Source organism: Salipiger sp. H15, assembly GCF_040409955.1.
Taxonomy (GTDB): domain Bacteria; phylum Pseudomonadota; class Alphaproteobacteria; order Rhodobacterales; family Rhodobacteraceae; genus Salipiger.
Map to the genome: position 1 here is coordinate 800223 of NZ_CP123384.1, position 23781 is coordinate 824003.

The window sequence follows — 23781 nt, forward strand, 5'->3', positions numbered from 1 at the left end:
TGCTGCTGATCGTGCTTCTCTTCGGAGTCACTTCCGGCTGGTTGGGAGGGCTCTAAACTTGGCACAGCGCTATGGCGGCAAGTACAGCCCTGACGGGTCTTCCAAGGATGCCGGCACGCAGGACGAGCGCCCGCTCTACCATGGCGCGCGCGTCGATCCGGTGGGCGCCCGCTCGAACGTGCTCTTCGCCCCGCCCATCGTCCTAGCCGCGACCTCGCTGACCGCGGGGGCCGCGGGACTTGCCACCGGCCTCGTCGGCGCGGGTGTGCTGCTGCTCGGAGCGTGGCTCCTGCGCGACGGGCTGCGGGCGCAGGCGGCCTACGACGAGCGCAGGGTCGCTCGCCGCCCCGCCATCCCGCGCAAGTTCTTCGCCGCGGTCTGCGCCGGCGTCGGCATCGGGCTCGCCGCCTTCAAGACCGATCCCGGCCTGGTCGCGCCGGTGCTCTACGGCCTGTCGGCCTTTGCGCTGCATATCGGCGCCTTCGGCCTCGATCCGATGAAGCACAAGGGCATGGAGGGGATCGACACCTTCCAGCAGGACCGCGTCGCCAAGGTGGTGGACGAGGCCGAGACCTACCTTACCGCCATGGAGGACGCGGTGCGCCGCGCCGGCGACCGGCAGGTCGAGGCGCGCGTGCAGCGCTTCCATGCCAAGGCCAAGGACCTCATCCGCACCGTCGAGGAGGACCCGCGCGACCTGACCGCGGCGCGCAAGTACCTCGGCGTCTACCTGATGGGCGCGCGCGATGCGGCGGTGAAGTTCGCCGACATCTACAGCCGCACCCAGGACCGCGGCGCGAAATCCGACTTCATGATGCTGCTGACCGACCTCGAGGAGAGTTTCGGCCAGAAGAACCAGAAGCTTCTGCTCGACAACAATGCCGACCTCACGGTGGAAATCGACGTGCTGCGCGACAGGTTGCAGCGCGAAGGCGTGCGACTGACAGAGCCTGAATAGAGAGACAGTCACGGAGGAAGTCCGATGTCCGAGAATGTGAGAACCAAGGCCCAGCAGGAGCTGGCACTGGTGGAAGAGGTGAATGCTGTGATCCTGCCCGACCCCAAGCCCGCGGAAGACGTGGACAGCTTCGAGGCCGCCTCGCCCGAGGTGACCGAGGAAATCCGCACGCGCATGGACGAGATCGACATGGAAGACACCCAGTCGATCGTCTCCTTCGGCTCCGCCGCCCAGGCCGAGCTGCAGGAGATCAGCCAGGCGATGCTCGCCGACGTGCGCAACAAGGACGTCGGCCCGGCCGGGGATTCGCTGCGCGACATCGTCACCACCATCCGCGGGTTCTCGGTCTCGGAACTGGACGTTCGCCGCAAGCGCAGCTGGTGGGAGAAGCTGATCGGCAAGGCCGCCCCCATGGCCAAGTTCACCGCCCGCTACGAGGAAGTGCAGAGCCAGATCGACAGGATCACCGACAACCTGCAGAAGCACGAGCACACGCTGCTCAAGGACATCAAGTCGCTCGACAACCTCTACATCAAGACCCTGAACTTCTACGACGAGCTGGCGCTCTACATCGCAGCGGGCCAGAAGAAGATCGAGGAGCTGGACGCCACCGACATCCCCGCCCGCGAGGCGGCCGTCGCCGCGGCCACCGAGGACCAGAAGGTGATGAAGGCGCAGGAGCTGCGCGACCTGCGCGCCGCGCGCGACGACCTCGAGCGCCGGGTGCACGACCTCAGGCTGACGCGGCAGGTGACCATGCAGTCGCTGCCCTCGATCCGGCTCGTGCAGGAGAACGACAAGAGCCTCGTCACCAAGATCAACTCGACGCTGGTCAACACCGTGCCGCTCTGGGAGACCCAGCTGGCGCAGGCGGTGACCATCCAGCGCTCGTCCGAGGCGGCCGCCGCCGTGCGCGACGCCAACGACCTGACCAACGAGCTGCTCACCGCCAACGCCAAGAACCTGCGCGAGAGCAACGCCGCCATCCGCACCGAGATGGAGCGCGGCGTCTTCGACATCGAGTCGGTCAAGCAGGCCAATGCCGACCTCATCGCCACGATCCAGGACAGCCTGCGCATCGCCGACGAGGGCAAGGCGCGGCGCGCCAAGGCCGAGCAGGATCTCAAGCACATGGAAGCCGAGCTGCGCGACACGCTGGCCTCGGCCAAGTCGCGTGCCACCGGCACCGGCGACATCGCGGCGACATCGGTTCCGGCGAGGTCGTGACCATATGCGGAGCTGGGCTCGCTTTCTTGTTGGATTCCTGTTTTGCGCGGGTCTTGCGGCCTGCGACAGTTCTGCCCTGGCTCCGCGCAGCACCGGCGTGCTGCCTCAGTCCCGCCCCTCGGGGCTGAGACCCGAGCTCCCGGCGCATGTCGACGTGCCGCGCCAGTCGCTCGCGAGCTACGATCTCGAGGTCTATTACGCGCGCGTGCAGGCGGACCTGCTCTCGCAGGGGCTGCTGCGCACCGATGGCGGCGGGCCCGACACGCCGATCACCGACACCATGCTGGCGCGCAACTTCGAGCGCATCGCGCTGGCCGAGGAATACGCCCGCGGCGAGGGGCTCAAGCCCTCGCGCGGCGAGCTCGGCCGGGTGAAGAAATGGGTCAAGCCGGTGCGCGTCTCGCTCGAGTTCGGCGCGCATGTGCCGCCCGACCAGAGGGTGACCGACCGCAACATGCTCACCCAGTATGTCGACCGGCTCGCCCACATCACCGGCCATCCGCTGACGATGTCCGAAAGCAACCCGAACTTCCACGTGCTGTTCATGTCCGAGGACGACAAGGCCGACATCGCGCCGCGCATCCGGCAGATCGTGCCCGACGTGAACCCCACGGCGCTGGCGGTGTTCGACAACCTCCCGCGCGAGATCCACTGCCTCGTCATCGCCTTCTCGGACGAGCCGGGCGGCTATGCCTACGGGCAGGCCATCGCGGTGATCCGGTCCGAGCACCCGGACCTGCTGCGCCGCTCCTGCATCCACGAGGAGGTGGCGCAGGGCCTTGGCCTCGGCAACGACAGCCCCGAGGCGCGGCCCTCGATCTTCAACGACGATGACGAGTTTGCACTGCTCACCAGCATGGACGAGATGCTGCTGAAGATCCTCTACGACCCCCAGCTCAAACCCGGGATGGATGCCGCCACCGTGCGCCCCATCGTGCTGGATCTTGCCGCGCAGATGACCGGCGGCCTCGGACCGAGCTGAAGACACGCGACACACAGGAGATGATCATGGGTATTCTGGATTTCCTCTCGGGACAGTTCATCGACGTCATCCACTGGACGGATGACACCCGCGACACGATGGTCTGGCGCTTCGAGCGCGAGGGGCACGAGATCAAGTACGGCGCCAAGCTCACCGTGCGCGAGGGGCAGGCGGCGGTCTTCGTGCACGAGGGCCAGATCGCCGACGTGTTCACCCCCGGTCTCTACATGCTCGAGACCAACAACATGCCGATCATGACCACGCTGCAGCACTGGGATCACGGCTTCCGCTCGCCCTTCAAGTCCGAGGTCTATTTCGTCAACACGACGCGGTTCAACGGGCTGAAGTGGGGCACGAAGAACCCGATCATCTGCCGCGATCCCGAGTTCGGCCCGGTGCGGCTGCGCGCCTATGGCACCTACTCGGTGCGCGTCTCGGACCCGGCGAAGTTCCTCGTCGAGATCGTCGGCACGGACGGCGAGTTCACCTCGGGCGAGATCAGCTTCCAGATCCGCAACATCATCGTGCAGGAGTTCTCTCGGCTCATCGCCTCGTCGGGGATCCCGGTGCTGGACATGGCGGCGAACACGCAGGAACTGGGGCAGCTCCTGTCCAAGGGCATCTCCTCCACCATCGCCGAGTACGGGCTGACCCTGCCCGAGCTCTACATCGAGAACATCTCGCTGCCCGACGCGGTCGAGAAGGCGCTCGACAAGCGCACCTCGATGGGGGTGGTCGGCGATCTCGACGCCTACACCCGCTTCCAGGCCGCCGAGGCGCTGGGGGCCGAGGGGTCGGCCGCCGGCCAGGCGATGGGCACCGGCTTCGGTGCGGGCATGGGTATGGCCATGGGCGGCGCGATGACCGGCGCGCAGGCCGGTCCCTGGGGCGCGCGCCCGCAACCGAGTGCCGCCTCCGTCCCGCCGCCGCCGGTCGAGCATGTCTGGCACGTGGCGATCGACGGCCAGACGCAGGGCCCGTTCTCGAAGGCGCGCATGGGGCGCATGGTCACCGACGGCCAGCTCAGCCGCGACAGCTACGTCTGGACGCAGGGCCAGGACGGCTGGAAGCGCGCCGAGGAAGTGACCGAGCTGGCGCAGCTCTTCACCGTCCTGCCGCCGCCGCCTCCGGGCGTCTGACCGGCGCGAAGGAGGCTGGAAGCACCGCCTCCTTTTCCGCCCTGCTCAGCAGCTCCGGGGCAAGGCAGGCGTCGCCCGGAAAGCTCACCGCATCGTCGCGGGTGGCCGGGAAGGGCCGAGACGGCGTCACCTGCGAGGCGGTCAGCAGCCGCCCGTTCAGGCAAAGGTCCTGCGCCGCGTTGCCGATGTTGAAGCCAAAGCCCTCCTGCCCGCAATCCGTGCCGAACCCGTTCATGTTCCAGGCCTGCGGCATCGGGCTTTCGGGGCCGAAGACCTCGAAGGCACTCTCCTTCGGCCGGAAGGTCAGCGCCCAGCTGGTCTTGTCGGTCTTCATCCCCAGAGCCCAACGGCCGATCGGTTTGCCCTCATGGTAGCCCTCGACGACGAAGCACTCGACATCCTCTGCATAGACGTAGTCGCGCTCGGCCAGGGCCGCGTCGAACGCGATCGCGCCGCGCATCTCGTAACCGCCGTTGCCCTGCCAGTCGAAGCGCCAGCCGAGATCCGCCGCCCCCGCGCCACCCGCCCCGGCCAGCAGCACCAGCCCCGCGACCGCCGCCGCGCCTGTCTTCGATCCCGTCATGTGTTGCTCCGGCATCCCCCGATTGCCGCGCAGCCTAGCCGCACCGGCCCGAAATGCAAAAGCGCGGCTCCTGAACTTGTCGTGTGGGCGGCATTTATCCCGCGCAAAAGGCGGTTTCCTCTCCGCGCGGCTCCGCCTAGGGTGGCGCTGCCGGAAAAGGCGGATCTGGAGGACCTTCGGGCATGAACGAAACCCACCGTTTTCCCTGCGAGCAGTGCGGCGCCGACTACCGCTTCGATCCCGCCGCGAACGAGCTGGTCTGCGATCATTGCGGCCACACCCAGCCCATCGAATCCGCCGGCCCCTGGGAAACCGACATCCGCGAACTCGACTTCCGCGCGGCGATCGAGAACCTGCTGCCGCTGCAGGAAATGGAGGACCTGCGGGTCACCAAGTGCCCCAACTGCGGCGCCGAGGTGGAGTTCGACCCCGACACCCATGCCACCGAATGCCCGTTCTGCGCCACGCCCGTCGTCGCCGACACCGGCACCCACCGGCAGATCAAGCCCAAGGGCGTGCTGCCCTTCGCGCTCGACGAGAAATCCGCGCACAAGGCGATGAACGACTGGCTCGGCCGGCTCTGGTTCGCACCCAACGGGCTGCGGGAATATTCGCGCAAGGGCCGCAAGATGCAGGGCATCTACGTGCCCTACTGGACCTTCGACGCCAAGACCCGCTCGGACTACTCCGGCGCGCGCGGCACGATCTATTACGAGACCCACACCGTCATGCGCGACGGCAAGCGCCAGCAGGTGCAGGTGGCCAAGGTGCGCTGGACCCCGGTGCGCGGCCGCGTCGCGCGCTTCTTCGACGACGTGCTGGTGCTGGCCTCGAAATCCCTGCCGAAGCGCTTCACCGACGCGCTCGAACCCTGGGATCTCAGCCGGCTCGAGCCCTACCGGCCGGAGTTCCTCGCCGGGTTCCGGGCCGAGGGCTACCAGGTCGATCTCGACGCCGGTTTCGTCGAGGCGCGGCACATCATGGACCGGCAGATCACCCGCGACATCAAGTTCGACATCGGCGGCGACCAGCAGCGCATCAGCTCGGTGAACACCGAGGTCTCGGCGGTGACCTTCAAGCACGTGCTGCTGCCGGTCTGGCTCGCGGCCTACAAGTTCCGCGGCCAGACCTACCGTTTCGTGGTCAACGGCACGACCGGGCGGGTGCAGGGCGAGCGGCCCTGGTCGGCCTGGAAGATCGCCGTGGCAATCATCCTCGGCACCATCGCCGCGGCGCTGATCGGCTACATGCTGTCCCAGTCGCAGGGCGGCGGCTTCAGCATTCCCGTTGGCTATTGAGCCGCCCCGGCACGACGCGCTAGGTATAGCGCTAACGGAATTCCAGAGACGAGGGAGCGCAGGATGATCCTCTGCTGCGGTGAATCGCTGATCGACATGCTGCCCCGGACGAGCACCGGCGGCGAGCCCGCCTTTGCCCCGGTGGCCGGCGGCGCCGTGTTCAACACCGCCATCGCCCTCGGGCGGCTCGGCGCGCCCGCGGGCTATTTCGGCGGGCTCTCGACCGATCTCTTCGGCACGATCCTCGCCGATGCGCTGAGCGCGTCGAAGGTGGATTCCAGCGCCTGCCCCCGCTCGGACCGGCCGACCACGCTGGCCTTCGTGACGCTGGTGGACGGGCACGCGCGCTATGCCTTCTACGACGAGAACACCGCCGGGCGGATGCTGGCCGAGGCCGACCTGCCGACGCTCGGGAGCGAGACCACGGCGCTCTTCTTCGGCGGCATCAGCCTTGTCGTCGAGCCCTGCGGCGATACCTACGCCGCGCTCTGTGCGCAGGCGGGCGAGCGGGTGGTGATGATCGACCCCAACATCCGCCCCGGTTTCATCAAGGACGAGCCGCGCTACCGCGCCCGGCTTGCCGCGATGCTGGCGCGGGCCGACATCGTGAAGATCTCGGACGAGGACATGCACTGGCTCGGCACCACGCCCGAGGCACTGATCGCCGGCGGCACGGCGCTGGTGCTGGAAACGCGCGGCGCCGAAGGCGTGCTGGCGGTGACCGCGCATGGCCGGATCGAGGTGCCCGCGACGCGGGCCGAGGTGGTCGACACCGTGGGCGCGGGCGACACGTTCAACGCCGGGCTCCTCGCCGGGCTCGAGCGCGACGGTCTGCTGACCCGCGCCGCCCTGCGCGCCGCCGATCTCGAGGCGCTGCGCCCGGCGGTTGCGCTCGGGGCGAAGGCGGCGGCGGTGACCGTCAGCCGCGCCGGGGCGAACCCGCCCTGGATGCACGAGCTGGAGGCCGGCGCATGAGGGCGCTGATCCAGCGCGTCTCGGAAGCCAGCGTGAGGGTCGAGGGCGCCGTGGTCGGCGAGATCGGCCCGGGGCTGCTCATCCTCATCTGCGCCATGCAGGGCGACACCGAGGCGCAGGCCGACAGGCTCGCCGCCAAGATCGCCAAGCTGCGCATCTTCCGCGACGACGAGGGGCGGATGAACCGCTCGGTGCTCGACACCGGCGGCGCGGCGCTGGTGGTCAGCCAGTTCACCCTTGCCGCCGACACGCGCAGCGGCAACCGCCCCGGCTTCTCGACCGCCGCCGCCCCCGCCGAGGGCGAGCGGCTCTACGAGTATTTCGCCGGGCGCATCGCCGCGCAGGGCATTGCCACCGCCACCGGCCGCTTCGGCGCCGACATGAAGGTGGCGCTGCTCAACGACGGGCCGGTGACGATCTGGCTGGACAGCGAGGGCTGAGCCCCGCTCAAAGCTCCGAGCCCGGCACCAGCGTACCGCGCAGGTAGGCCATCCGCAGCTCGGCCCGCGCCAGCGCGAAACGCTGGGAAAGCTCGGTCTCCTGCGCGTCCAGCGCGTTCAGCACCGGCCCAAGCGCCTGCCCAGCCGGAAGCAAGCCCGAGCGGAAGAGTCGGGTGGCCTGCACCGCGCTTGCCGCCGCCGAGGCGCGGCGCCGCTCGGTTTCGGGATGCGCCGCCCGCAGCGCCTCGAGTTCCCGCGCGGTGTTGCCGATCTCGCGCTCCGCCGCGGCGACGGCGGCCTGCGTCCAGCGCGGCTCGCCCTCCGGCGGCGACCAGTCGCCCGGCTCGCTGCCCTCGCCGTCGAAGCCCGCGGCCTCCTCGAGCGCGGCGAGTTCCTCGGGCGAGCGGCGCAGGTCCAGCCCGTCGAGCAGCGCGTTTGCGGCGCGGCGGTCCCGAGCCAGCCGCGCGCGGTCCTCGACCCGTGCCTGCATCAGCGCAAGCGGCGACGGCGCAACCAGATCTCGCAGCCCGCCCAGGCCCTCGACCCCACCGAGCCGGCTGTCGCCCATGGCGGCAAGCTCGGCCCGCGCCGCACCCGCCGTCTCGAGCGCCGCGCGCCGCCCGTCGCGCACCCGCGAGACCTGCGCCCGCAACCGCTCGAGCTCTGCCGGAACCCCGGCCTGCGCGAGCGGCCAGTCAAGCGCCGCCAGATCGCGATAGCCCGCCTCGTAGACATCGGCGCGCGCGCGTGCCTCCTCGGCGTCGAGATGCCGGGAGATCGCCTCGAAGACCTGGGCATTCGCCTCTTCGGCAAGGGCGAGCGCGGCGCCGTCGATCCCCGCCAGCGCAAGATCGCGCTCGGCCTGCTTGCGCGGCGTGTCGAAGCGCTGGGGTTGCGCCTGCGCCTCGTCGGACATGCGCCGCAGCGCCGCCAGCGACAGGTCCGGGCCGAGGTCGGGCAGCCAGGAAAGCTCCTCCGCCTCGCCGCGCAGCCACGCGACCCGAAGCTCTGAGGCGGCGTGAAAGCCCTCGCCCTCCAGCACGGCCCGCGCGATCGCCGCGTAGGGCGTGCCGGGGCGGATGGCCCCCGGGCGCTGCGCCAGCGCCTCGAGCACCCCGCCCCCCGTCTCACTCCGCAAGGCCATGCCCCGCGGCACGGCGGGCGGCTCGGCGGGGGCCGCCGCGTAGCCCCGCATGCATCCGGGCAGCAAGGCGACAAGCGCGATGCAACAGCCCAACCGGAAAGATGATGTGGTCATCCCTCCCCTCCACTCGGTCACTCGTCACAAAGAACGTGGCAACGCGCCACGGCACAGATCGGCAAGGGCGGAGGATCGGATCGCCCGGGGCCACGTGCCCCCGGCGGGTGGCAAGCCTGCGCCGCCTGCCCGCCCCGAAGGGACGGACCGGATCGTCGTCAGCGTGCCGTGATCTACCGCTCTCCCTGGCGCGGGCCGCTCTTTCATGAACACGGCGGCCTCGTGCCTTGGAAAGAGGCTATCTTATTTTTGCCACAATTTCCAGCGCCAGAGGGTCGCACCCGGCGCCGTGGCAAATTCGGAACACCGGCGTTGCCGGAATGTCGCGCGGGTATGGCCCCTCAGGTCAGCCCAGCAGCGCCGAGATGAGCGGCAGCTCGTGCGGCGCGTCGCAGAGGGTCAGCAGCAGCGCCGCCAGTTCCGGCTCGTCCACGCGCCGCGCGGCATCCCTCGGCGAGAACCACTTGCGCTTGCGCTCCTTGCGCTCCTTCCAGTCGCGCTGGAGGCGCTCGACGATCATCGGGTAGACCCGCACCCGGCAGCGCAGCTCCGTGCCATCCGCGCGCCGCTTGCCGTAGTGGTAGGCGCCGATCTCGGCCTTGCCAACATGGCCGCAGGCCCCGGCTTCCTCGAGCGCCTCGATCTCGGCGGCGGCCCAGGGTTTCTTGCCGTCCATCTCCCAGCCCTTGGGCATCACCCAGCGCCCGGTGTCGCGCGACGTCACCATGAGCACCCGGAGCTTTCCGGTCTTGTCCCACTGCAGCGGGAGGGCGGCGATCTGCTCACCGAGGGAAGTCATACGTCAGGATACCTGCTGGGAAACCCGTGCCTGCTACGCAGGGAATGTAACCTGCGTGTGACATCGGGCCACCGTCCCGCCGGAAAACCGGGGCGCCCCGGTTCCGGCGGACAGGCGTCCTCAGGGCTCCCTCTCGGCCTCGGCGACCATGCGCGCGTCCTCGCGCAGCTCCAGCCACATCGCGTTCATCACGGCAAAGAGCGCCGCCAGCGGCAGGCCGAGGATCCAGGCGAAATACCACATGTGTTCTTTCCTTCTCAGTAGGCGCTGTGCGAGCTGGAAACGTCTTCCTCGGTGACCTTGCCCCAGAGCACCTTGTAGACCCAGGCCGTGTAGGCGAGGATGATCGGCAGGAAGATCACCGTCGCCACCAGCATGACGAAGAGCGTCAGGTGCGAGGACGAGCTGTCCCAGACGGTGAGCGAGCTGCGCGGATCGACGGTGGACGGCAGGATGAAGGGGAACATGGTCAGCCCGACGCTCGAGATGACCCCGAGGATCGCCAGCTTGGACCACAGGAAGGTCGAGACCTCGAACCCCTCGCGCAGCCCCCGCACGGCCATGAAGATGCCCGCGAAGCCAAGCACCGGCGCGATCGCGATCCACGGGCGCTCGGCATAGGCCGCCAGCCACGAGCCGCCGCGCGCGACCTCCTTGAAGAGCGGGTTCGAGGGGCCGTCCTTCACGATCTCGGAGGTGATGTGGAAGCCGTCGATGCCGAAGGCCAGCCAGAGCCCGGCCAGCGCGTAACCGCCCGCCGCGATGATCCCGGCGACCGTGCCGATGCGCTGCGCGCGAAAGGCGACCATGCCCTTGGTCTTCAGCGACAGCCAGGCCGCGCCGTGCATGATCAGCATCGACAGCGACACCACCCCGCAGAGCAGCGCGAAGGGGCGCAGCAGCCCGAGGAACTTGCCCAGGAAGCTGCCGTCGTACATCGGCATGAGATCCTCGGTCAGGTGGAAGGGCACACCCAGAAGCACGTTGCCCACCGCCACGCCGAAGAGCAGCGCCGGGGCCGCGCCGCCGACGAAGAGTGCCCAGTCCCAGCCGTTCCGCCATTTCGCGCTCTCGCGCTTGGAGCGGTACTTGAAGCCCACCGGGCGCAGGATCAGCGCCGCGAGGATGGCGAACATCGCAAGGTAGAAGCCCGAGAAGCTGACCGCGTAGAGCGGGGGCCAGGCGGCGAAGATCGCGCCGCCGCCAAGGATGAACCAGACCTGGTTGCCCTCCCACACCGGGCCGATGGTGTTGATCACCACGCGCCTCTCGACGTCGGTCTGGCCGACGAAGGGCAGCAGCGCGCCGACCCCCATGTCGAACCCGTCGGTGAGCGCGAAGCCGATCAGCAGCACGCCGAGCAGCGCCCACCAGACCAGGCGGAGAAGTTCGAAACTGATAAGATCATGCAGGATCATGGCGCTTACTCCGCGGGCACATCGGCAAAGGGACCCTTGCCGTCATGGGTGCGCAGCCGATGCTCGTGCCGCGCCATCCATTTCTCGGTTTCCTCGACATCCTCCTGCGGGCCCTTGCGGATGTATTTCAGCATGAGGCCCATCTCGACGATGAAGAGCACGGTGTAGAAGATCGCGAAGCCCGCGATGGTGAAGAGCAGGTCGGCCACGCTCAGGTGCGAGGCCGAGAGCGCGGTGGGCAGGATGCCGTCCACCGTCCAGGGCTGGCGGCCGTACTCGGCGACGATCCAGCCCATCTCGGCGGCGATCCAGGGCAGCGGGATCCAGAGCACCGCGAGCCGAAGCGCCCAGCGGGGATAGCCATTTCGGCGGAAATTGCTGAGCACGAAGAAGAGCCCGGTCAGCGCGATGAACGAGAAGCCGAGCCCGACCATGATGCGGAACGACCAAAAGAGCGGCGCGACGCCCGGCACGGTGTCGTCGGCGGCCATCCTGATCTGCTCTTCCGTGGCCTCGCGCGGGTCGTCCACGTAGCGCTTCAGCAGCAGCGCGTAGCCAAGGTCACCCGAGTGGCGCTCGAAACTCTGGCGCACCTCCTCGGGCGTGTCTCCGCGCTGCGCGCGGATGGTCATCAGCTCGTCATAGGCGAGGATGCCCGAGCGGATGCGCGCTTCGGATTCCGCGACCAGCTCGTTGATGCCGGGGATCTCGCGGGTCAGCGAGCGGGTGCCGATGAGCCCCATGACCCAGGGGATATGCACCGCGTAATGGGTCTCGCGCGCCTCCTGGTCGGGGAAGCCGATGAGGGTGAAATGCGCCGGGGCCGGCTCGGTCTCCCACATCGCCTCGATCGCGGCGAGCTTCATCTTCTGAGTGTGGCTGGCCGAGTAGCCGGACTCGTCGCCCAGCACCACGACCGAGAGCGAGGCGGCAAGGCCGAAGGAGGCCGCGACCGAGATCGAGCGCCGCGCAAGTTCCACGTGGCGGCCCTTCAGCATGTACCAGCACGACACGCCCAGCACGAAGATCGAGGCGGTGATGTAGCCCGCCGAGACGGTGTGCACGAACTTCGCCTGCGCCACCTCGTTGAACACCACGTCGAAGAAGTTGGTCATCTCCATGCGCATGGTCTCGGGGTTGAACTCGGCCCCCACCGGATTGACCATCCAGCCGTTGGCGATGAGGATCCACAACGCCGAGAAGTTCGAGCCGATCGCCACCAGCCAGGCGACGATGCAATGCGCCACGCGCGAGAGCCTGTCCCAGCCGAAGAAGAACAGCCCGACGAAGGTCGCCTCGAGGAAGAAGGCCATCAGCCCCTCGATTGCCAGCGGCGCGCCGAAGATGTCGCCGACGTAGTGGCTGTAATAGCTCCAGTTCATGCCGAACTGGAATTCCATGGTGATCCCCGTGGCCACCCCGAGAACGAAGTTGATCCCGAACAGCGTGCCCCAGAATTTCGTCATCTGTCGCCAGATCGGCCGCCCGGTCATCACGTAGACCGTCTCCATGATCGCCACGAGGATCGACAGACCCAGCGTCAGCGGCACGAAGAGGAAGTGGTAAAGCGCCGTCATCGCAAATTGCAGACGCGACAGCTCGACAACATCGAGCTCCATGTCAGTACTCCTCTGTCCATGTGTCCGGATGGCGGGCGGTCACGCGCGTGGCCCCGGCCCCCGGTCACAAGCTTCAAGTCGAGGTGGGCGGATACTCTTTACCGTGCGACACCTTTCAGATGCCCTGCTACACCCGGGCATTGTGCCACCGGTTTGATCTGCATCAAGATGATCATGTTTTGGGGATATAGGTTTTCAGGTCGATCACGCGCCCGGCGGCCTCCAGCTCCGCCGCCCGGTGAGAGGCGGTGACGATCGCGGCCTCCGGCAGAAATTCCCTCACGCCTGCAAGCACTTGCCTTGCCATGTCGGGATCCAGACCCTCGGTCGGCTCGTCGAGCAGCAGCAGCTTCGGGCGGCGCAGCAGCGCCCGGGCGAGAACCAGTCGCCGCGCCTCTCCGCCCGAGAGCCCTGCCCCGCCCTCACCCAAAGGTGAACCGGTGCCACCCCGCGCCGCGACGGTCTGCGCCAGCTGCACGGCCTCGAGCGCGGCCATGGCCTCGGCCTCGGTCAGCGCCGGACGGGCCAGCGCGAGGTTCTCGAGCACCGTGCCCGAGACCAGCGCCGAGCGCTGCGGCACGAGGGTCAGCGCCTCGCGCAGTTCGGGCTCGGGCCATGCGCCGAGCGGGCGCCCGAGCAGCAGCACCTCGCCCGCCGTCACCGGCTCGAGCCCCGCGATCACGTCGAGCAGGGTGGACTTGCCGAGCCCCGAGGCGCCGCGCAGCGCCAGCGTCTCGCCGGGTCGCAGGGTGAAGGACACATCGTGCAGCAGCAGGCGCGTCCAGCCGGGCCGGGCCAGCGACAGGTGGCGCAGCTCCAGCACCGGCGCATCCGCGGGAGCGGCCCCAGCGACCCGCGCGGGGCGCGCCATCTCCGGCGGCTCGGCCAGCACCCGCTCGGCGGCATCGCGCATCCGGCCGATCTCGGCCATGCCCCGGCGCAGCGGCAGCAGCGTCTCGCCAAGCGCCAGCGCGACGAAGACGCCGATGGCGGCGCGCGCGGGGTCGAGCTCCGTCGCCGCCACCAGCCAGCCCGCCAGCGCGAAGACCCCCGCCGCGACCAGCGTGACGATGGCCGAAAGGCCCTGACCCGCGCGCATGTCGATGCGGTCGAGATGGTCCATCGCCTCGCGCGCCTCGGCCTCGGCGCCGTCCAGCCCCGCGCGCCAGGGCGGCAGCGCGCCCTGCAGGATCGCCTCGCGGCGGCCGCGGAAGAGGCCGATGGCGCGGCGGCGCAGGTCCTGCGCGGCATTCTCGGCCCTGCCCGAAAGGCCGAGCGTGGCGCGCGCCACCCGCCAGAGCACGAGACCGCCGCCAAGCAGGTAGCCCGCCGCAACCGAGAGCGCGACCGCGTGCGAGGTCAGCGCCCAGAGGCCGAAGAAGACCGCTACATGGGTCAGAAGCGCCGCCGCGACGGGCAGCGCAAGCCGCAGCACCACCCCGTCGAGCGCGTCCACGTCGGCGGTGATCCGGGTCAGCGCCGAGGCACCGCGCAGGCGCCGCAGGTCAGCCACAGGGAAGCGTTCGAGCCGCGCGAGCAGGCTCACCCGCAGCGCCGCCAGCGCCCGCAGCGTCGCGTCATGGGTGAGCAGCCGCTCGCCGTAACGCGCCGCCGCCCGGCCAAGCGCCAGCCCGCGCACCCCGGCGCTGGGACGGAACACGTCGAAGGCGATGCCGACCCCCGCAACACCCGCCATGCCGGTCGCAGTGATGAACCAGCCCGAGAGCCCGAGCAGCCCCGCCCCCATCAGCAGCACCAGCACCGCCAGCAGCGCGCCGCGCCACATGGCGACGGGGTGCGCCCGCCACAGGAGGCGCAGGACCTGCCAGAGCCTCAGCATGGGTGCGGCTCCAGGTCGACGACGCGGTCCATGGCGGCAGCAAGCGCCGGGTCATGGGTCGCGACGATCACCGTCCGCCCCTCGGCCGCCATGTCGCGCAGCACCGCGATGACCGCGGCGCCGGTGGTGGCGTCGAGATCGGCGGTGGGCTCGTCGGCAAGGATCACCCCGGCGCCCCGGATCAGCGCGCGCGCGAGCAGCAGGCGGCGCGCCTCGCCCCCCGAGACGCCGGCGCCGCTTTCGCCCAGCACCGTGTCGAGCCCCTCGGGCAGCGTCTCGACGATGCGGCTGGCGCGGGCCCTGCGCAGCGCCTCTTCCGGCACCTCGCCCTCGGGCGAGCCGGTCAGAAACGCGCGGAGCGTCTCGTCCGGGATATGCACCCGCTGCGGCACGTAGGCGAGGCGGGCGCGCCAGGCGTCGGCGGTCGCGTCGCTCAGCAGATGCCCCGCAACCAGGACCTGCCCCTCCGCCGGGGCCAGCAGCCCGGAGATGACGTCGAGCGCCGTGGTCTTGCCCACCCCGCTCGGCCCGCGCAGTGCCAGCGACGTGCCCGGCGCAATCTCCATGTCCGGAAGCGCCACCAGTTGCTCCCCCTGCGCCACCCGAACGCCCCGGAGCGAGACCGAGGCCGGCCCATCAAGCGGCGCGGCGTCCGCCCCCTGCCCCAGAACCGGCGTCCCGGGCTCGTCGGCGACGGAGGCCAGCTCCCCGGCCACCGCCTCGGCCGCCGCCCGGTCGTGCCAGGCCGCGGCAAGGTCGCGCAGCGGCTGGAAGAAGTCGGGCGCGAGCAGCAGCAGGAAGAGCCCCTGGAACAGCGTGAGCGGCGCGCCCCAGGTGCCGAAGGTGATCTCTCCCAGCAGCGAGAAGCCGACGTAGACGGCCACCATGGCCACGCCGAGCGCCGAGAAGAGCTCGAGCACGGTCGAGGAGAGGAACGCCACGCGCAGCACCGCCATGGTGCGCGCACGCAGTCCCTCGGCACGGGCGGCGAACTCGGCGCGCGAGGCCCCGGCGGCCCCCAGCAGCAAAAGGTCCGGCAGGGCGGCGATGCGGTCGATCAGCAGCGTGTTCATCGCGCCCACCTCGACCATCTGCTTCCGGCTCGCCTCCTGCGCGGCCATGCCCACCAGCGCCATGAAGACCGGGATCAGCGGCCCGGCGACCAGCAGCACCAGGCCCGCCGCCCAGGACAGGGGCAGGATCGCCGCGAGATAGAGGAGCGGCAGCAGGCGCGCGCGCGCCATGGCGGGGCGATAGCGGGTGATCCAGGGGCCGAGGGCGGCCAGCTTCTCGGTCAGCAGCGCCGCCAGCGCCGCCGAGGAGCCCCCCCCAAGGCGCAGCGCCTCGCGATCGAGCAGCGCCTGCCGCTGGAGGTGCAGCGTCTCGTCCGCGGCGCGGAAGGCGAGGCGCGCGGCCCGCCCCTCGCCCCAGCCGCGAAGCAGGCCCAGGAGCGCGAAGGCCAGCGCCATCCAGAGCGTGCGCCACAGCGGCGCGCCCTCGGCCCACCCGGCGATCCCCCAGGCCAGCGCCGCGGCCTGCGGCAGCCAGAGCGCCGCCGCCAGCGCCGAGAGGCGCGAGGCGCGGCCCAGCCGCTGCCGCGCCGCGTCACCGAGCAGGCGCTCGGCACGGGTCCGCTCTGGCTCGGGGGCTTTCGGCATCACGACTCCGCGAGGAAATCTGCATCTCGGTCAACGAGATAGGGGATGGTTCCGGGATTCAACCACAAACGCCCCCGCGCGTCACTCTGCCGCCACGCCCCGCCTGATCCGCCGGCAGGCGCGTCGGGCACGCGCCGGAGCCGACCCGCCTGCCCACCCCGGGCGTTGCACCGGCGAAACGCCCGTGCCACGCTGCCCGGACCACCCGGACAGGAGATTTCCCCGATGCCCCAGCCCCCTACCCCCGAAGGAGCCCGGAGATGAGCGCGCTCGAGATGGTCCTGTCGGAGATCGATTCCGCCAATGCCCAGGATCCGACCGTCGAAGGCGGCCAGCCCGCCGCCCTGCTCTACGGCGAGCGCATGAGCGCGGAACTGGCGCGGCTCTTCCCGGATGCCTCGGAGGTGCTGCAGATCGCCGCGCGCGGCCAGCACGTCGAGCGCTGGCTGCTGCCGCGCGAATCCTACCCGATGGACCGCCCCGGCTATTTCGCCTGGCGCAAGGAACAGGGCCGCCGCCACGGCGCGCGGCTCGCGGGGATGATGTCGAAGGCGGGCTACGACGAGGACGCGCAGGAGCGCGTGGGCGTGCTGCTGCGCAAGGAAGGCATCAAGCGCGACGCCGAGGTGCAGGCGCTTGAGGACGTGATCTGCTTCACCTTCCTCAAGTGGTACTTCTCACCCTTCGCCGAGGGGCGCGACGCCGAGGGTCTGCAGCGCATCGTCGAGAAGACCGCGCTGAAGATGTCGCCCGACGGCCGCGCGCGGGTGTTGCAGGAGTTCGACCTGCCCGAACCGTTTGCGGGGGCGTTCCGCGACTGAGCCGGGCAAGGTCCTTCGTAGGAACTTGCAAGAGTTTTCGAAAACTCTTGCGGCGCTAGTTTGCGCCGCAGGACAAGGTACCGAGACCTGAAGACATGACCCGTTCCGCCCTCATCGTCGCCCATGGCAGCCCCTCCGATCCCGATCCGCAGGAGGCGGCGCTGCAGGACCTCGCCGCGCGCGTGGGCGCGCTGCTGCCCGGCTGGCGCATCGGCGGGGCGACCCTCGCCAAGGAGGGCGCCTTCGACGCCGCCGTGGCTGCGCTCGGCAGCCCTTGGGTCTACCCCTATTTCATGGCGCGCGGCTATTTCACCGGGACGGTGCTGGCCAAGCGCGCCGCGCAGCTGGGGCTGCGGGTGCTGGAGCCCTTCGGCACCGAGCCCGCGCTGGTGGCCAGCGCCGCCCATGCGCTGCGCCGGGAACTCGATGGCAGGGGATGGAAGGCGGCGGAGACGACGTTGCTGGTCGCGGCCCATGGCAGCGCCGTTTCGCGCACCAGCGCCGAGAGCGCCCGGGACTTCGCCGCCGCGCTGAAGGCCGAGATGGGATTCGCCGAGGCGCACGCGGGCTATGTCGAGGAAGCCCCGTTCCTGAACGAGTCGGCGCGGGGACTCGGACAGGCGGTCTGTCTCCCGCAATTCGCGCTCAACGCGGGGCACATGCTGGAGGATGTGCCGGAGGCCTTGAAGGATGCAGGCTTCGCGGGGCCGGTGCTGCCGGCCTTCATAGACTGGCCGGAAACCCCGGAGCTGATCGCGCAAAGCCTTGAAAATCAGGCAGCCGCGCCATGAGACGCGGGGGCGCCGGAACAAAAAAAGAAGGCCACCGCGCTGCGGTGGCCTTCTTTTTTGCCGTCCCCCGGTGGGGAGTGGCGGACCGAGGAGGATTCGAACCCCCGACCCCTTGATTCGTAGTCAAGTACTCTATCCAGCTGAGCTATCGGTCCGTGAGGGCGGGGTTTAGACTTAGTTCCGGATATGCGCAAGGGCCATTTCGAAGAAATTTCCCGACTGACCTGAGGTCACCCGAGATCGCCGGTCGGAAGGCGGATTTCGAAGCAGGTTCCGGTCGCGTCCGAGCGCAGCAGCTGCAGCTTTCCACCGTGATTGCGCACCAGCTCGGCGACGATGGCCAGCCCGAGCCCCGCCCCGCCCTTGCGCGCGCCGCCCTGGAAGGGCTGGAACAGGTGCTCGCGCGCCTTCGGCGGCAGGCCCGGGCCGGTGTCGGTCACGTCAATGATCCAGGCGTCCTCTTCGACGCGGGCCGAGACGGCGATCTCGCCCTCCTCGCCCGAGCCGGTGATCGCCTGGCGGGCGTTGCGCACGAGATTCGCGATGGCGCGGTAGATCTGCTCGGGGTCGCCGCGAATCTGCAGCGAGGCGGGAATGTCCTCCGACAGGCTCACCTCGTGCTCGCCGATCGCGAGGCGCTCGGCCTCGAGCACCTCGTTGACCAGCTCGGCAAGGTTGAACTGGGTCAGCATCGGCGCGGGCTCCTCGGCCTTGCCGAAGGCCAGCGTCGTCTCGCAGAGCGACACGGCGCGGGTGATCGAGCTGACCAGCTTGGGCGCCATGCGCTTCACCGCCGGGTCCTCGGACATCTCGATGCGGTCGGTGAAGAGCTGCGCCGAGCTGAGGATGTTGCGCAGGTCGTGGCTCACCCGCGCCACGGCGCCGCCGAGCTGGGCCAGCCGCTCCTTCTGCCGCAGCGACTGCGACAGCTGCGTCTCGAGCGATTTCAGCGCCTCCTCGGCCTCGCGAATCTCGCGCACGCTGGCGCCCGGGGTGATGATCCGCCGCGCGTCCTCGGGATCCTCGGCATAGCGCTGCATGTGGCCGACGACGCCCTTGATCGGCTTCACCAGCAGCACCCGCACCGCGAGGAAGAGCAGCAGCGCGGTGATCAGCGACAGCAGCGCCGAGACCAGCAGCACGCGCAGGCCGAAGTCGATCATCGCCGTGCGCAGCGGCAGGCTGTCCATGGTGACCTCGATCAGCTCGCCGCCGTCGTCCTTGGGATAGCCCAGCACCCGGATCAGCCGCGGCTGCGTGTCGAAGAGCCGCAGCATCGCGTCGCGCATCAGGATCAGCGGCCCGGCCTCGCGCAGGTCGTAGCTTTCGTCCACCGAGCCCGGCATGGGCGAGGACAGCGCCAGCTCGCGCCGCTCGTCGCGCTGCAGCACCACGTTGTAGACCCCGGCGTTCTCCAGCAGCTCGGCCTCGAGCTCGGGGGCCAGCACGTCGTCGGCCAGCAGCGCCAGCGAGGCGATCTGCGCGCGCTCGAGGTGGTCGTTGAGAAAATCCTGACGGAATCGGGCCACGGAGGGCACGAAGATCAGCACTTCGGCCAGCATCACGAAAACGGTCGTGAGAACCAGAAAGCGGCCTGAGAGCGAGTTGAACATCTAGAGCAGTCTTGAGCTTTCAGGGAAGCAGGCGTTGAACTGTTCGTGTAACAGCCTTGACCGTGCGGTTTTCAAACAATCTGGGTGTGAAATAGGATCCGGCAACCCGTTTGTTAAGCTCCCCCAGCGTCGGATAGGGCGCGATCATGCCCGCAACCTGCGCAATCTTGACCCCTGCCGAGATTGCCAGCGCCCAGGTCGCGATGAGATCCCCCGCCTGCGCGCCGACGATGGTGGCGCCCACGGGCCGCCCGCGGTGCACCATGACCTTGGCAAGACCCGCCGTCTCCCGCCCGGCAATCGCCCGGTCATTGTGCTGCAACGCCTCGCGCAGCACCTCCAGCCGGTCGCCGTAGCGCTGCCGCGCCTCGACCTCGGTCAGGCCGACATGGGCCAGTTCGGGGCGGGTGTAGGTGGCGCGGGGCACGTGCTCGGTCGAGGCCTTTGCCGGCAGGCCGAAAAGCGCCGAGCGCAGGACGATTCCCGCGTGGTAGCCCGCAAGATGGGTGAACTGCAGCCCGCCCGCGGCATCGCCGATGGCGTAGACCCGGCGATTCGTCGTGCGCAGCCCCGCATCGACGCGGATCCCGGTCTTCGTCGTCTCGATTCCCGCCTCGGCGAGCCCGAGCCCCTCGGTGTTCGGCCTGCGCCCCGCCGCGACCAGCAGGTGCGAGCCGGTGAGGCTGCCGCCGCCCGCGAGCCGCAGCTCGATCGCCCCGCCCTGCCGGGTGGCGCTGCTGACCGTCTCGCGCTCGAGAATCGTCACCCCCTCGCCGCGCAGGTGGTCGAGCACGATCGCCGCCATCTCCGCGTCCTCGCGCCCCAGTGCCCGTGCCCCCTCGACCACGGTGACCTGCGATCCGAGACGCCGGAAGGCCTGCGCCATCTCCATGCCGATGGGCCCGCCGCCGAGAATCAGCAGGTGCGAGGGCAACTCCTGCAGGTCCCACAGCGTCTCGTTGGTCAGGTAGGGCACATCCGCCAGCCCCGAGACCGGCGGAACGGCGGGCGCTGAGCCGGTCGCCAGCACGATCCGGCGGGCGGCGATCCGGTAGCGCCCGGCCTCGACCTCGCGTTCCGAGACAAATCGCGCGTGCTCGCGGATCACTTGCACGCCGAGCCCCTCGAAGCGCGCCTGCGAATCGACCGGGGCAATGCGGGCGATGGTCTCGTGCACATGGGCGCGCACGCGGGGCCAGTCGACTTTCGGCGGGGCGAGGTCGATGCCGAAGGCCGCGGAGGTCTCGGGCGCATGGGCCTGATCCGCGGCGGCGATCAGCGCCTTGGAGGGCACGCAGCCGTAGTTCAGGCAATCGCCGCCCATCTCGCCGCGCTCGACCAGCACCACGCGCGCGCCCATCTGCGCGGCCCCCGCCGCGACCGAAAGGCCGCCGGAGCCAGCGCCGATGATCAGCAGGTCGGTCTTGATCGTTTCCATGGCACTCATGCTCCCGGCCTCAGATTCCGCCTCAGATTCCCCTGCGCGCCCGCCAGGCGCGCAGCGCGATCGGCAGCGCCGCAAGCGCCGCCAGTCCCAACAGTGGCCCGATCACCTGCGGCGCCCAGAGCAGGCTCAGGTCCGGCTCGCCGCCCCGGTCGAAGACCGAGCCGACGCCCACGCCGATCGAGGTGAAGACCAGCGCCCCGGGGATGATTCCCAAGGCCGTGGTCCAGGCGAAGGTCGCGAACCGCACCCCGACCAGCGCCGGCAGCAGATTCGCCACGAAGAAAGGTACCGCAGGCACCAGCCGCAGCAGCAGGAGCACGCTCACCTCGTTCTGTCGCAGCCCGTCGCGAAGCTTCCCGAGCCGCCCCTCCGAGGCGTCGAGCCGCGCCGAGAGCACCTGCCCGAGCCCCGCCCGCGCCGCGAGGAAGATGGCGATCGCGCCCAGCGTGGCCGACAGGACGTTGAGCGCCGTCCCCGGCCCGAGGCCGAAGAGGAACCCTCCGGTCACCGAGGCGACGGCGGCCCCCGGCAGCGAGAAGGCGACGATGGCGACGTAGGCCGCGACGAATCCCCCGGCCAGCGCGAGGTAGTTGCTGTCGCGCAGGGCCAGCAGCGCGGCGCGATTCTCGCGCAACGTCTCGAAGCTGATGTACTCGCGCAGCGTCACAGCGCCGATCACCGCCACGAGCGCGATCAGGGCAAGGGGCAGGTGGCGCAGCAGGCGCGGGCGCGCGGGGGCCGGTTTCGGGTCAGGGTTCGTCATGCCCCTAGAATGGCGTGCAGAATCGTCCGCGCACAGCCTTATCACGCGGCCTTGATCGACGGTTATCCCGGGGCCATGCCGTTGCCTTCCCGAAACCCGCGTGGCAGGAGCCGACACGCCTGCGGCGGGAAATCTTGCCCCGCTGGCCGGATAGAGGTTTGACACCGGGGCCACTCCTGCCTATAGCACGGCACTCGAATGACCCGGCCCGGCGAATCCGCTTAGGGCCGTCTGTGATGTAAGCTCTTGCTGCCAATCTACTGGCACGTCGGGCGGACGCCGCAGGCAGCAATGAGACCATGTAGACAGACCGGCCTCCCCGGAGGCCAGATCAGACGGAGAAGAGCGCGATGAAACGCACCTTTCAGCCTTCGAACCTCGTTCGCAAGCGCCGCCACGGCTTCCGTGCCCGGATGGCCACCAAGGGCGGCCGCGCGGTTCTGAATGCGCGCCGCGCACGCGGTCGCAAGCGGCTCAGCGCCTGAGCCGCGCGCTCTGCCCATGGCGGAGCGTCAGCACAAGACACCGGCCAAGGCCGCTTCGGAACAGCCCGAGGCGGCCTTTGCGCTTGGCATGCGTGCGGATTCAGACCTTAGCAGCGCCGAAGGCGATGCCCTGATGGGGAAGGACACCCCGAAACTCGAGGTCCTGCGCAAGCGCAGCGATTTCCTCGCGGCGGCGCGTGCCCGGCGGCAGCCGGTGCCGTCCTTCCTGCTGCAGGCCCGCTTTCGCGATGACGGCTCGGATCTGATCCGCGTCGGCTTCACCTGTTCCAAGAAGGTCGGCAATGCCGTCGCCCGCAACCGCGCCAAGCGCCGGCTGCGCGAGATCGCGCGCCTCGGCCTGCCGGAACTGGGCAAGCCGGGCTGGGACTACGTGCTGATCGGCCGCGCCGAGGCCACCGCCGCGCGCGAGTTCACCGCGCTGCAGGGCGATCTCGCGCAGGCGATCCGGCAGATCCACGGCTCGGGCAAGCCCCGGACGCCGCGGCCGTGAGCCCGCTCGCCCATATCGCTGCCCTGCCCGTCCGCGCCTATCGCCTGATCTTCTCGCCCTGGGTGGGTCATGGCTGCCGCTTCCAGCCGACCTGCTCGGCCTACGCGCTCGAGGCGCTGGAAAAGCACGGTGCGTTCAAGGGCTCGTACCTGACGATCCGCCGCATCCTGCGCTGCCATCCGCTCGGCGGCTCCGGCATCGACAACGTCCCCGACTAGGGCCGCCCGGCCGGAGATCACGTTTTGTGATCTTCGTCCCCCGGCAGGAGGCGGGCATTGGCCGGGGCCTCCCCCTGCGGCAGCGCGTCGAACGTACCTTCGGCAAGCTGCCTGACCTCGTCGCGCTCGAGCTGCGTGACCATCTCGCGCATCCGCACGATCAGGTCGAGCCGCCCGATGTAGACCTCGTTCCAGAGCTTCTGCGTCTCGGCCTCCATCTTGCGGATCTCCGAGTAGGTGCGGCGGGTCTCGGCCTCGATCAGGGCGATCTCGCTCAAAAGCTTCTCCTGGTTGACCACCGGCGCGTCGATCACCGCCTTCACCCGCGTGATCGCCTTGCGGGTGATGGTGTCGAGTTCCTCGGACACCGTGTCGCCGCTCGGCAGCCGCACCTCGAGCAGAGCGCGCATCTGCGTCTGGATCGCCTCGATCATCGTGCGCCGGTCGCGCCGCGCGTTGGCCCCGCCCAGAACCGGCGCCTGTGACAGGGTGCCCCGCCGGAAGCTGACGAAAGTGTCGATCACCACATGCGCGATGGTCGCCGCCCGCGCCCCCTTCATGCCCATCGAGAGCATGGTGAACCCGTGCTCGGTATAGGCCCAGGGCCGGTAGCGGCGACTCCGGAGCTTGGCGGAGATCACATCCTGTGACCTCAGCGCCTCCCACTCCTCCGCGGAGAGCTCGAAGGCGTAGAGCTCGGAAAACCGGTCGGCATTCCGCTTGCGGTACTGGTTCACCTTGCCCGTGGTGGTGCCGAAGAACTCGGCCACGTCGAGATCGAGGATCACCCGCTGCCCGCGGATCAGGTAGATCGCCCCCGCGACCGTGTCCCCCAGCCCTCCGCCTTCCGCAACGCCAGTGTCGAGTTCGCCCACGCGGATTCCCCGTCTTCCCATGCCTGCAACGCAATCTTTGCCTTGAGCGTAACAAAGCCGCCG

The 23781-nt window shown here is 69.7% G+C and carries 24 protein-coding genes and 1 tRNA gene; 12 read left to right on the forward strand and 13 right to left on the reverse strand.

The genetic code is table 11. The annotated features are described in order from the left end of the window. The first annotated feature begins 58 nt into the window (after positions 1-58). The 4 genes from PVT71_RS03915 to PVT71_RS03930 all read left to right on the forward strand — a co-directional run bounded on the left by PVT71_RS03915 (position 59) and on the right by PVT71_RS03930 (position 4306). Positions 59-958 (forward strand): 5-bromo-4-chloroindolyl phosphate hydrolysis family protein, encoded by a 900-nt coding sequence (locus tag PVT71_RS03915; protein ID WP_353473190.1) that lies wholly within the window; start codon positions 59-61, stop codon positions 956-958. Positions 959-982: 24 nt separating this feature from the next. Next, positions 983-2185, forward strand: a complete 1203-nt coding sequence (locus PVT71_RS03920; RefSeq protein ID WP_353473191.1) for a toxic anion resistance protein — start codon at positions 983-985, stop codon at positions 2183-2185. A gap of 97 nt (positions 2186-2282) precedes the next feature. Beyond that, on the forward strand, positions 2283-3167 hold the full coding sequence (locus PVT71_RS03925; RefSeq protein ID WP_353473192.1) for a DUF2927 domain-containing protein: 885 nt from the start codon (positions 2283-2285) through the stop codon (positions 3165-3167). A 26-nt stretch (positions 3168-3193) separates the two neighbouring features. Beyond that, entirely contained in the window at positions 3194-4306 is a 1113-nt protein-coding gene (locus PVT71_RS03930; RefSeq protein ID WP_353473193.1) for an SPFH domain-containing protein, read from the forward strand. On the opposite strand, the gene PVT71_RS03935 is transcribed toward PVT71_RS03930, so the two are convergent. Then, a complete protein-coding gene (locus tag PVT71_RS03935; RefSeq protein WP_353473194.1) occupies positions 4272-4889 on the reverse strand; it encodes a hypothetical protein in 618 nt (205 codons plus the stop codon). The genes PVT71_RS03930 and PVT71_RS03935 overlap by 35 nt on opposite strands. Before the next feature lie 182 nt (positions 4890-5071). On the opposite strand from PVT71_RS03935, the gene PVT71_RS03940 reads away from it, so the two are divergent. From PVT71_RS03940 to dtd, 3 genes are all read left to right on the forward strand, one after another. After that, positions 5072-6187: a TFIIB-type zinc finger domain-containing protein gene (locus tag PVT71_RS03940; protein ID WP_353473195.1), complete on the forward strand. Its 1116-nt coding sequence runs from the start codon at positions 5072-5074 to the stop codon at positions 6185-6187. 63 nt (positions 6188-6250) lie between these two features. After that, positions 6251-7162, forward strand: coding sequence for a carbohydrate kinase (locus PVT71_RS03945; RefSeq protein WP_353473196.1), 912 nt, complete (start codon positions 6251-6253; stop codon positions 7160-7162). Beyond that, positions 7159-7602 carry a D-aminoacyl-tRNA deacylase gene (dtd, locus tag PVT71_RS03950; protein ID WP_353473197.1) on the forward strand — a complete coding sequence of 148 codons (444 nt, stop codon included), beginning with the start codon at positions 7159-7161 and terminating at the stop codon, positions 7600-7602. The genes PVT71_RS03945 and dtd overlap by 4 nt, the downstream gene beginning before the upstream one ends. A gap of 7 nt (positions 7603-7609) precedes the next feature. On the opposite strand, the gene PVT71_RS03955 is transcribed toward dtd, so the two are convergent. From PVT71_RS03955 to cydD, 7 genes are all read right to left on the reverse strand, one after another. Beyond that, positions 7610-8797, reverse strand: coding sequence for a hypothetical protein (locus PVT71_RS03955; RefSeq protein ID WP_353473198.1), 1188 nt, complete (start codon positions 8795-8797; stop codon positions 7610-7612). Positions 8798-9206: 409 nt separating this feature from the next. Next, positions 9207-9659, reverse strand: a complete 453-nt coding sequence (locus PVT71_RS03960; protein ID WP_353473199.1) for an NUDIX hydrolase — start codon at positions 9657-9659, stop codon at positions 9207-9209. Positions 9660-9779: 120 nt separating this feature from the next. Beyond that, positions 9780-9902, reverse strand: a complete 123-nt coding sequence (gene cydX / locus PVT71_RS03965; protein ID WP_353473200.1) for a cytochrome bd-I oxidase subunit CydX — start codon at positions 9900-9902, stop codon at positions 9780-9782. Positions 9903-9916: 14 nt separating this feature from the next. Then, positions 9917-11077 (reverse strand): cytochrome d ubiquinol oxidase subunit II, encoded by a 1161-nt coding sequence (cydB, locus tag PVT71_RS03970; RefSeq protein ID WP_353473201.1) that lies wholly within the window; start codon positions 11075-11077, stop codon positions 9917-9919. A 5-nt stretch (positions 11078-11082) separates the two neighbouring features. Then, complete coding sequence (locus PVT71_RS03975; RefSeq protein ID WP_353473202.1) at positions 11083-12696, reverse strand: cytochrome ubiquinol oxidase subunit I; 1614 nt, start codon at positions 12694-12696, stop codon at positions 11083-11085. A gap of 172 nt (positions 12697-12868) precedes the next feature. Next, complete coding sequence (locus PVT71_RS03980; protein WP_353473203.1) at positions 12869-14536, reverse strand: ATP-binding cassette domain-containing protein; 1668 nt, start codon at positions 14534-14536, stop codon at positions 12869-12871. After that, complete coding sequence (gene cydD / locus PVT71_RS03985) at positions 14530-16194, reverse strand: thiol reductant ABC exporter subunit CydD (RefSeq protein ID WP_353473204.1); 1665 nt, start codon at positions 16192-16194, stop codon at positions 14530-14532. The genes PVT71_RS03980 and cydD overlap by 7 nt, the downstream gene beginning before the upstream one ends. Positions 16195-16454: 260 nt before the next feature. Between cydD and PVT71_RS03990 the strand changes: the two genes are divergently transcribed. Continuing rightward, positions 16455-17015, forward strand: a complete 561-nt coding sequence (locus PVT71_RS03990) for a DUF4202 domain-containing protein (RefSeq protein ID WP_353473205.1) — start codon at positions 16455-16457, stop codon at positions 17013-17015. A 95-nt stretch (positions 17016-17110) separates the two neighbouring features. Then, positions 17111-17806, forward strand: coding sequence for a CbiX/SirB N-terminal domain-containing protein (locus tag PVT71_RS03995; protein WP_353473206.1), 696 nt, complete (start codon positions 17111-17113; stop codon positions 17804-17806). A 78-nt stretch (positions 17807-17884) separates the two neighbouring features. Here the strand turns inward: PVT71_RS03995 and PVT71_RS04000 are convergent. From PVT71_RS04000 to PVT71_RS04015, 4 genes are all read right to left on the reverse strand, one after another. Beyond that, positions 17885-17961: transfer RNA gene (locus PVT71_RS04000), tRNA-Arg, on the reverse strand. Positions 17962-18036: 75 nt separating this feature from the next. Beyond that, entirely contained in the window at positions 18037-19419 is a 1383-nt protein-coding gene (locus tag PVT71_RS04005; RefSeq protein ID WP_353473207.1) for a HAMP domain-containing sensor histidine kinase, read from the reverse strand. A 19-nt stretch (positions 19420-19438) separates the two neighbouring features. Further along, complete coding sequence (locus PVT71_RS04010; RefSeq protein ID WP_353473208.1) at positions 19439-20857, reverse strand: FAD-dependent oxidoreductase; 1419 nt, start codon at positions 20855-20857, stop codon at positions 19439-19441. Between the two features lie 31 nt (positions 20858-20888). Further along, the gene (locus PVT71_RS04015) at positions 20889-21629 is read right to left on the reverse strand and encodes a VTT domain-containing protein (protein WP_353473209.1); all 741 of its coding nucleotides are present in this window, start codon (positions 21627-21629) and stop codon (positions 20889-20891) included. Positions 21630-21979: 350 nt separating this feature from the next. On the opposite strand from PVT71_RS04015, the gene rpmH reads away from it, so the two are divergent. From rpmH to yidD, 3 genes are all read left to right on the forward strand, one after another. After that, positions 21980-22114, forward strand: a complete 135-nt coding sequence (rpmH, locus tag PVT71_RS04020; protein WP_008884025.1) for a 50S ribosomal protein L34 — start codon at positions 21980-21982, stop codon at positions 22112-22114. A 133-nt stretch (positions 22115-22247) separates the two neighbouring features. After that, positions 22248-22625 (forward strand): ribonuclease P protein component, encoded by a 378-nt coding sequence (gene rnpA / locus PVT71_RS04025; protein ID WP_353473210.1) that lies wholly within the window; start codon positions 22248-22250, stop codon positions 22623-22625. Further along, positions 22622-22843: a membrane protein insertion efficiency factor YidD gene (gene yidD, locus PVT71_RS04030; RefSeq protein ID WP_353473211.1), complete on the forward strand. Its 222-nt coding sequence runs from the start codon at positions 22622-22624 to the stop codon at positions 22841-22843. The genes rnpA and yidD overlap by 4 nt, the downstream gene beginning before the upstream one ends. A gap of 17 nt (positions 22844-22860) precedes the next feature. Here yidD and PVT71_RS04035 read toward each other — a convergent pair whose 3' ends face one another. Then, positions 22861-23718, reverse strand: coding sequence for an ORF6N domain-containing protein (locus PVT71_RS04035; RefSeq protein WP_353473212.1), 858 nt, complete (start codon positions 23716-23718; stop codon positions 22861-22863). Positions 23719-23781 lie beyond the last annotated feature (63 nt).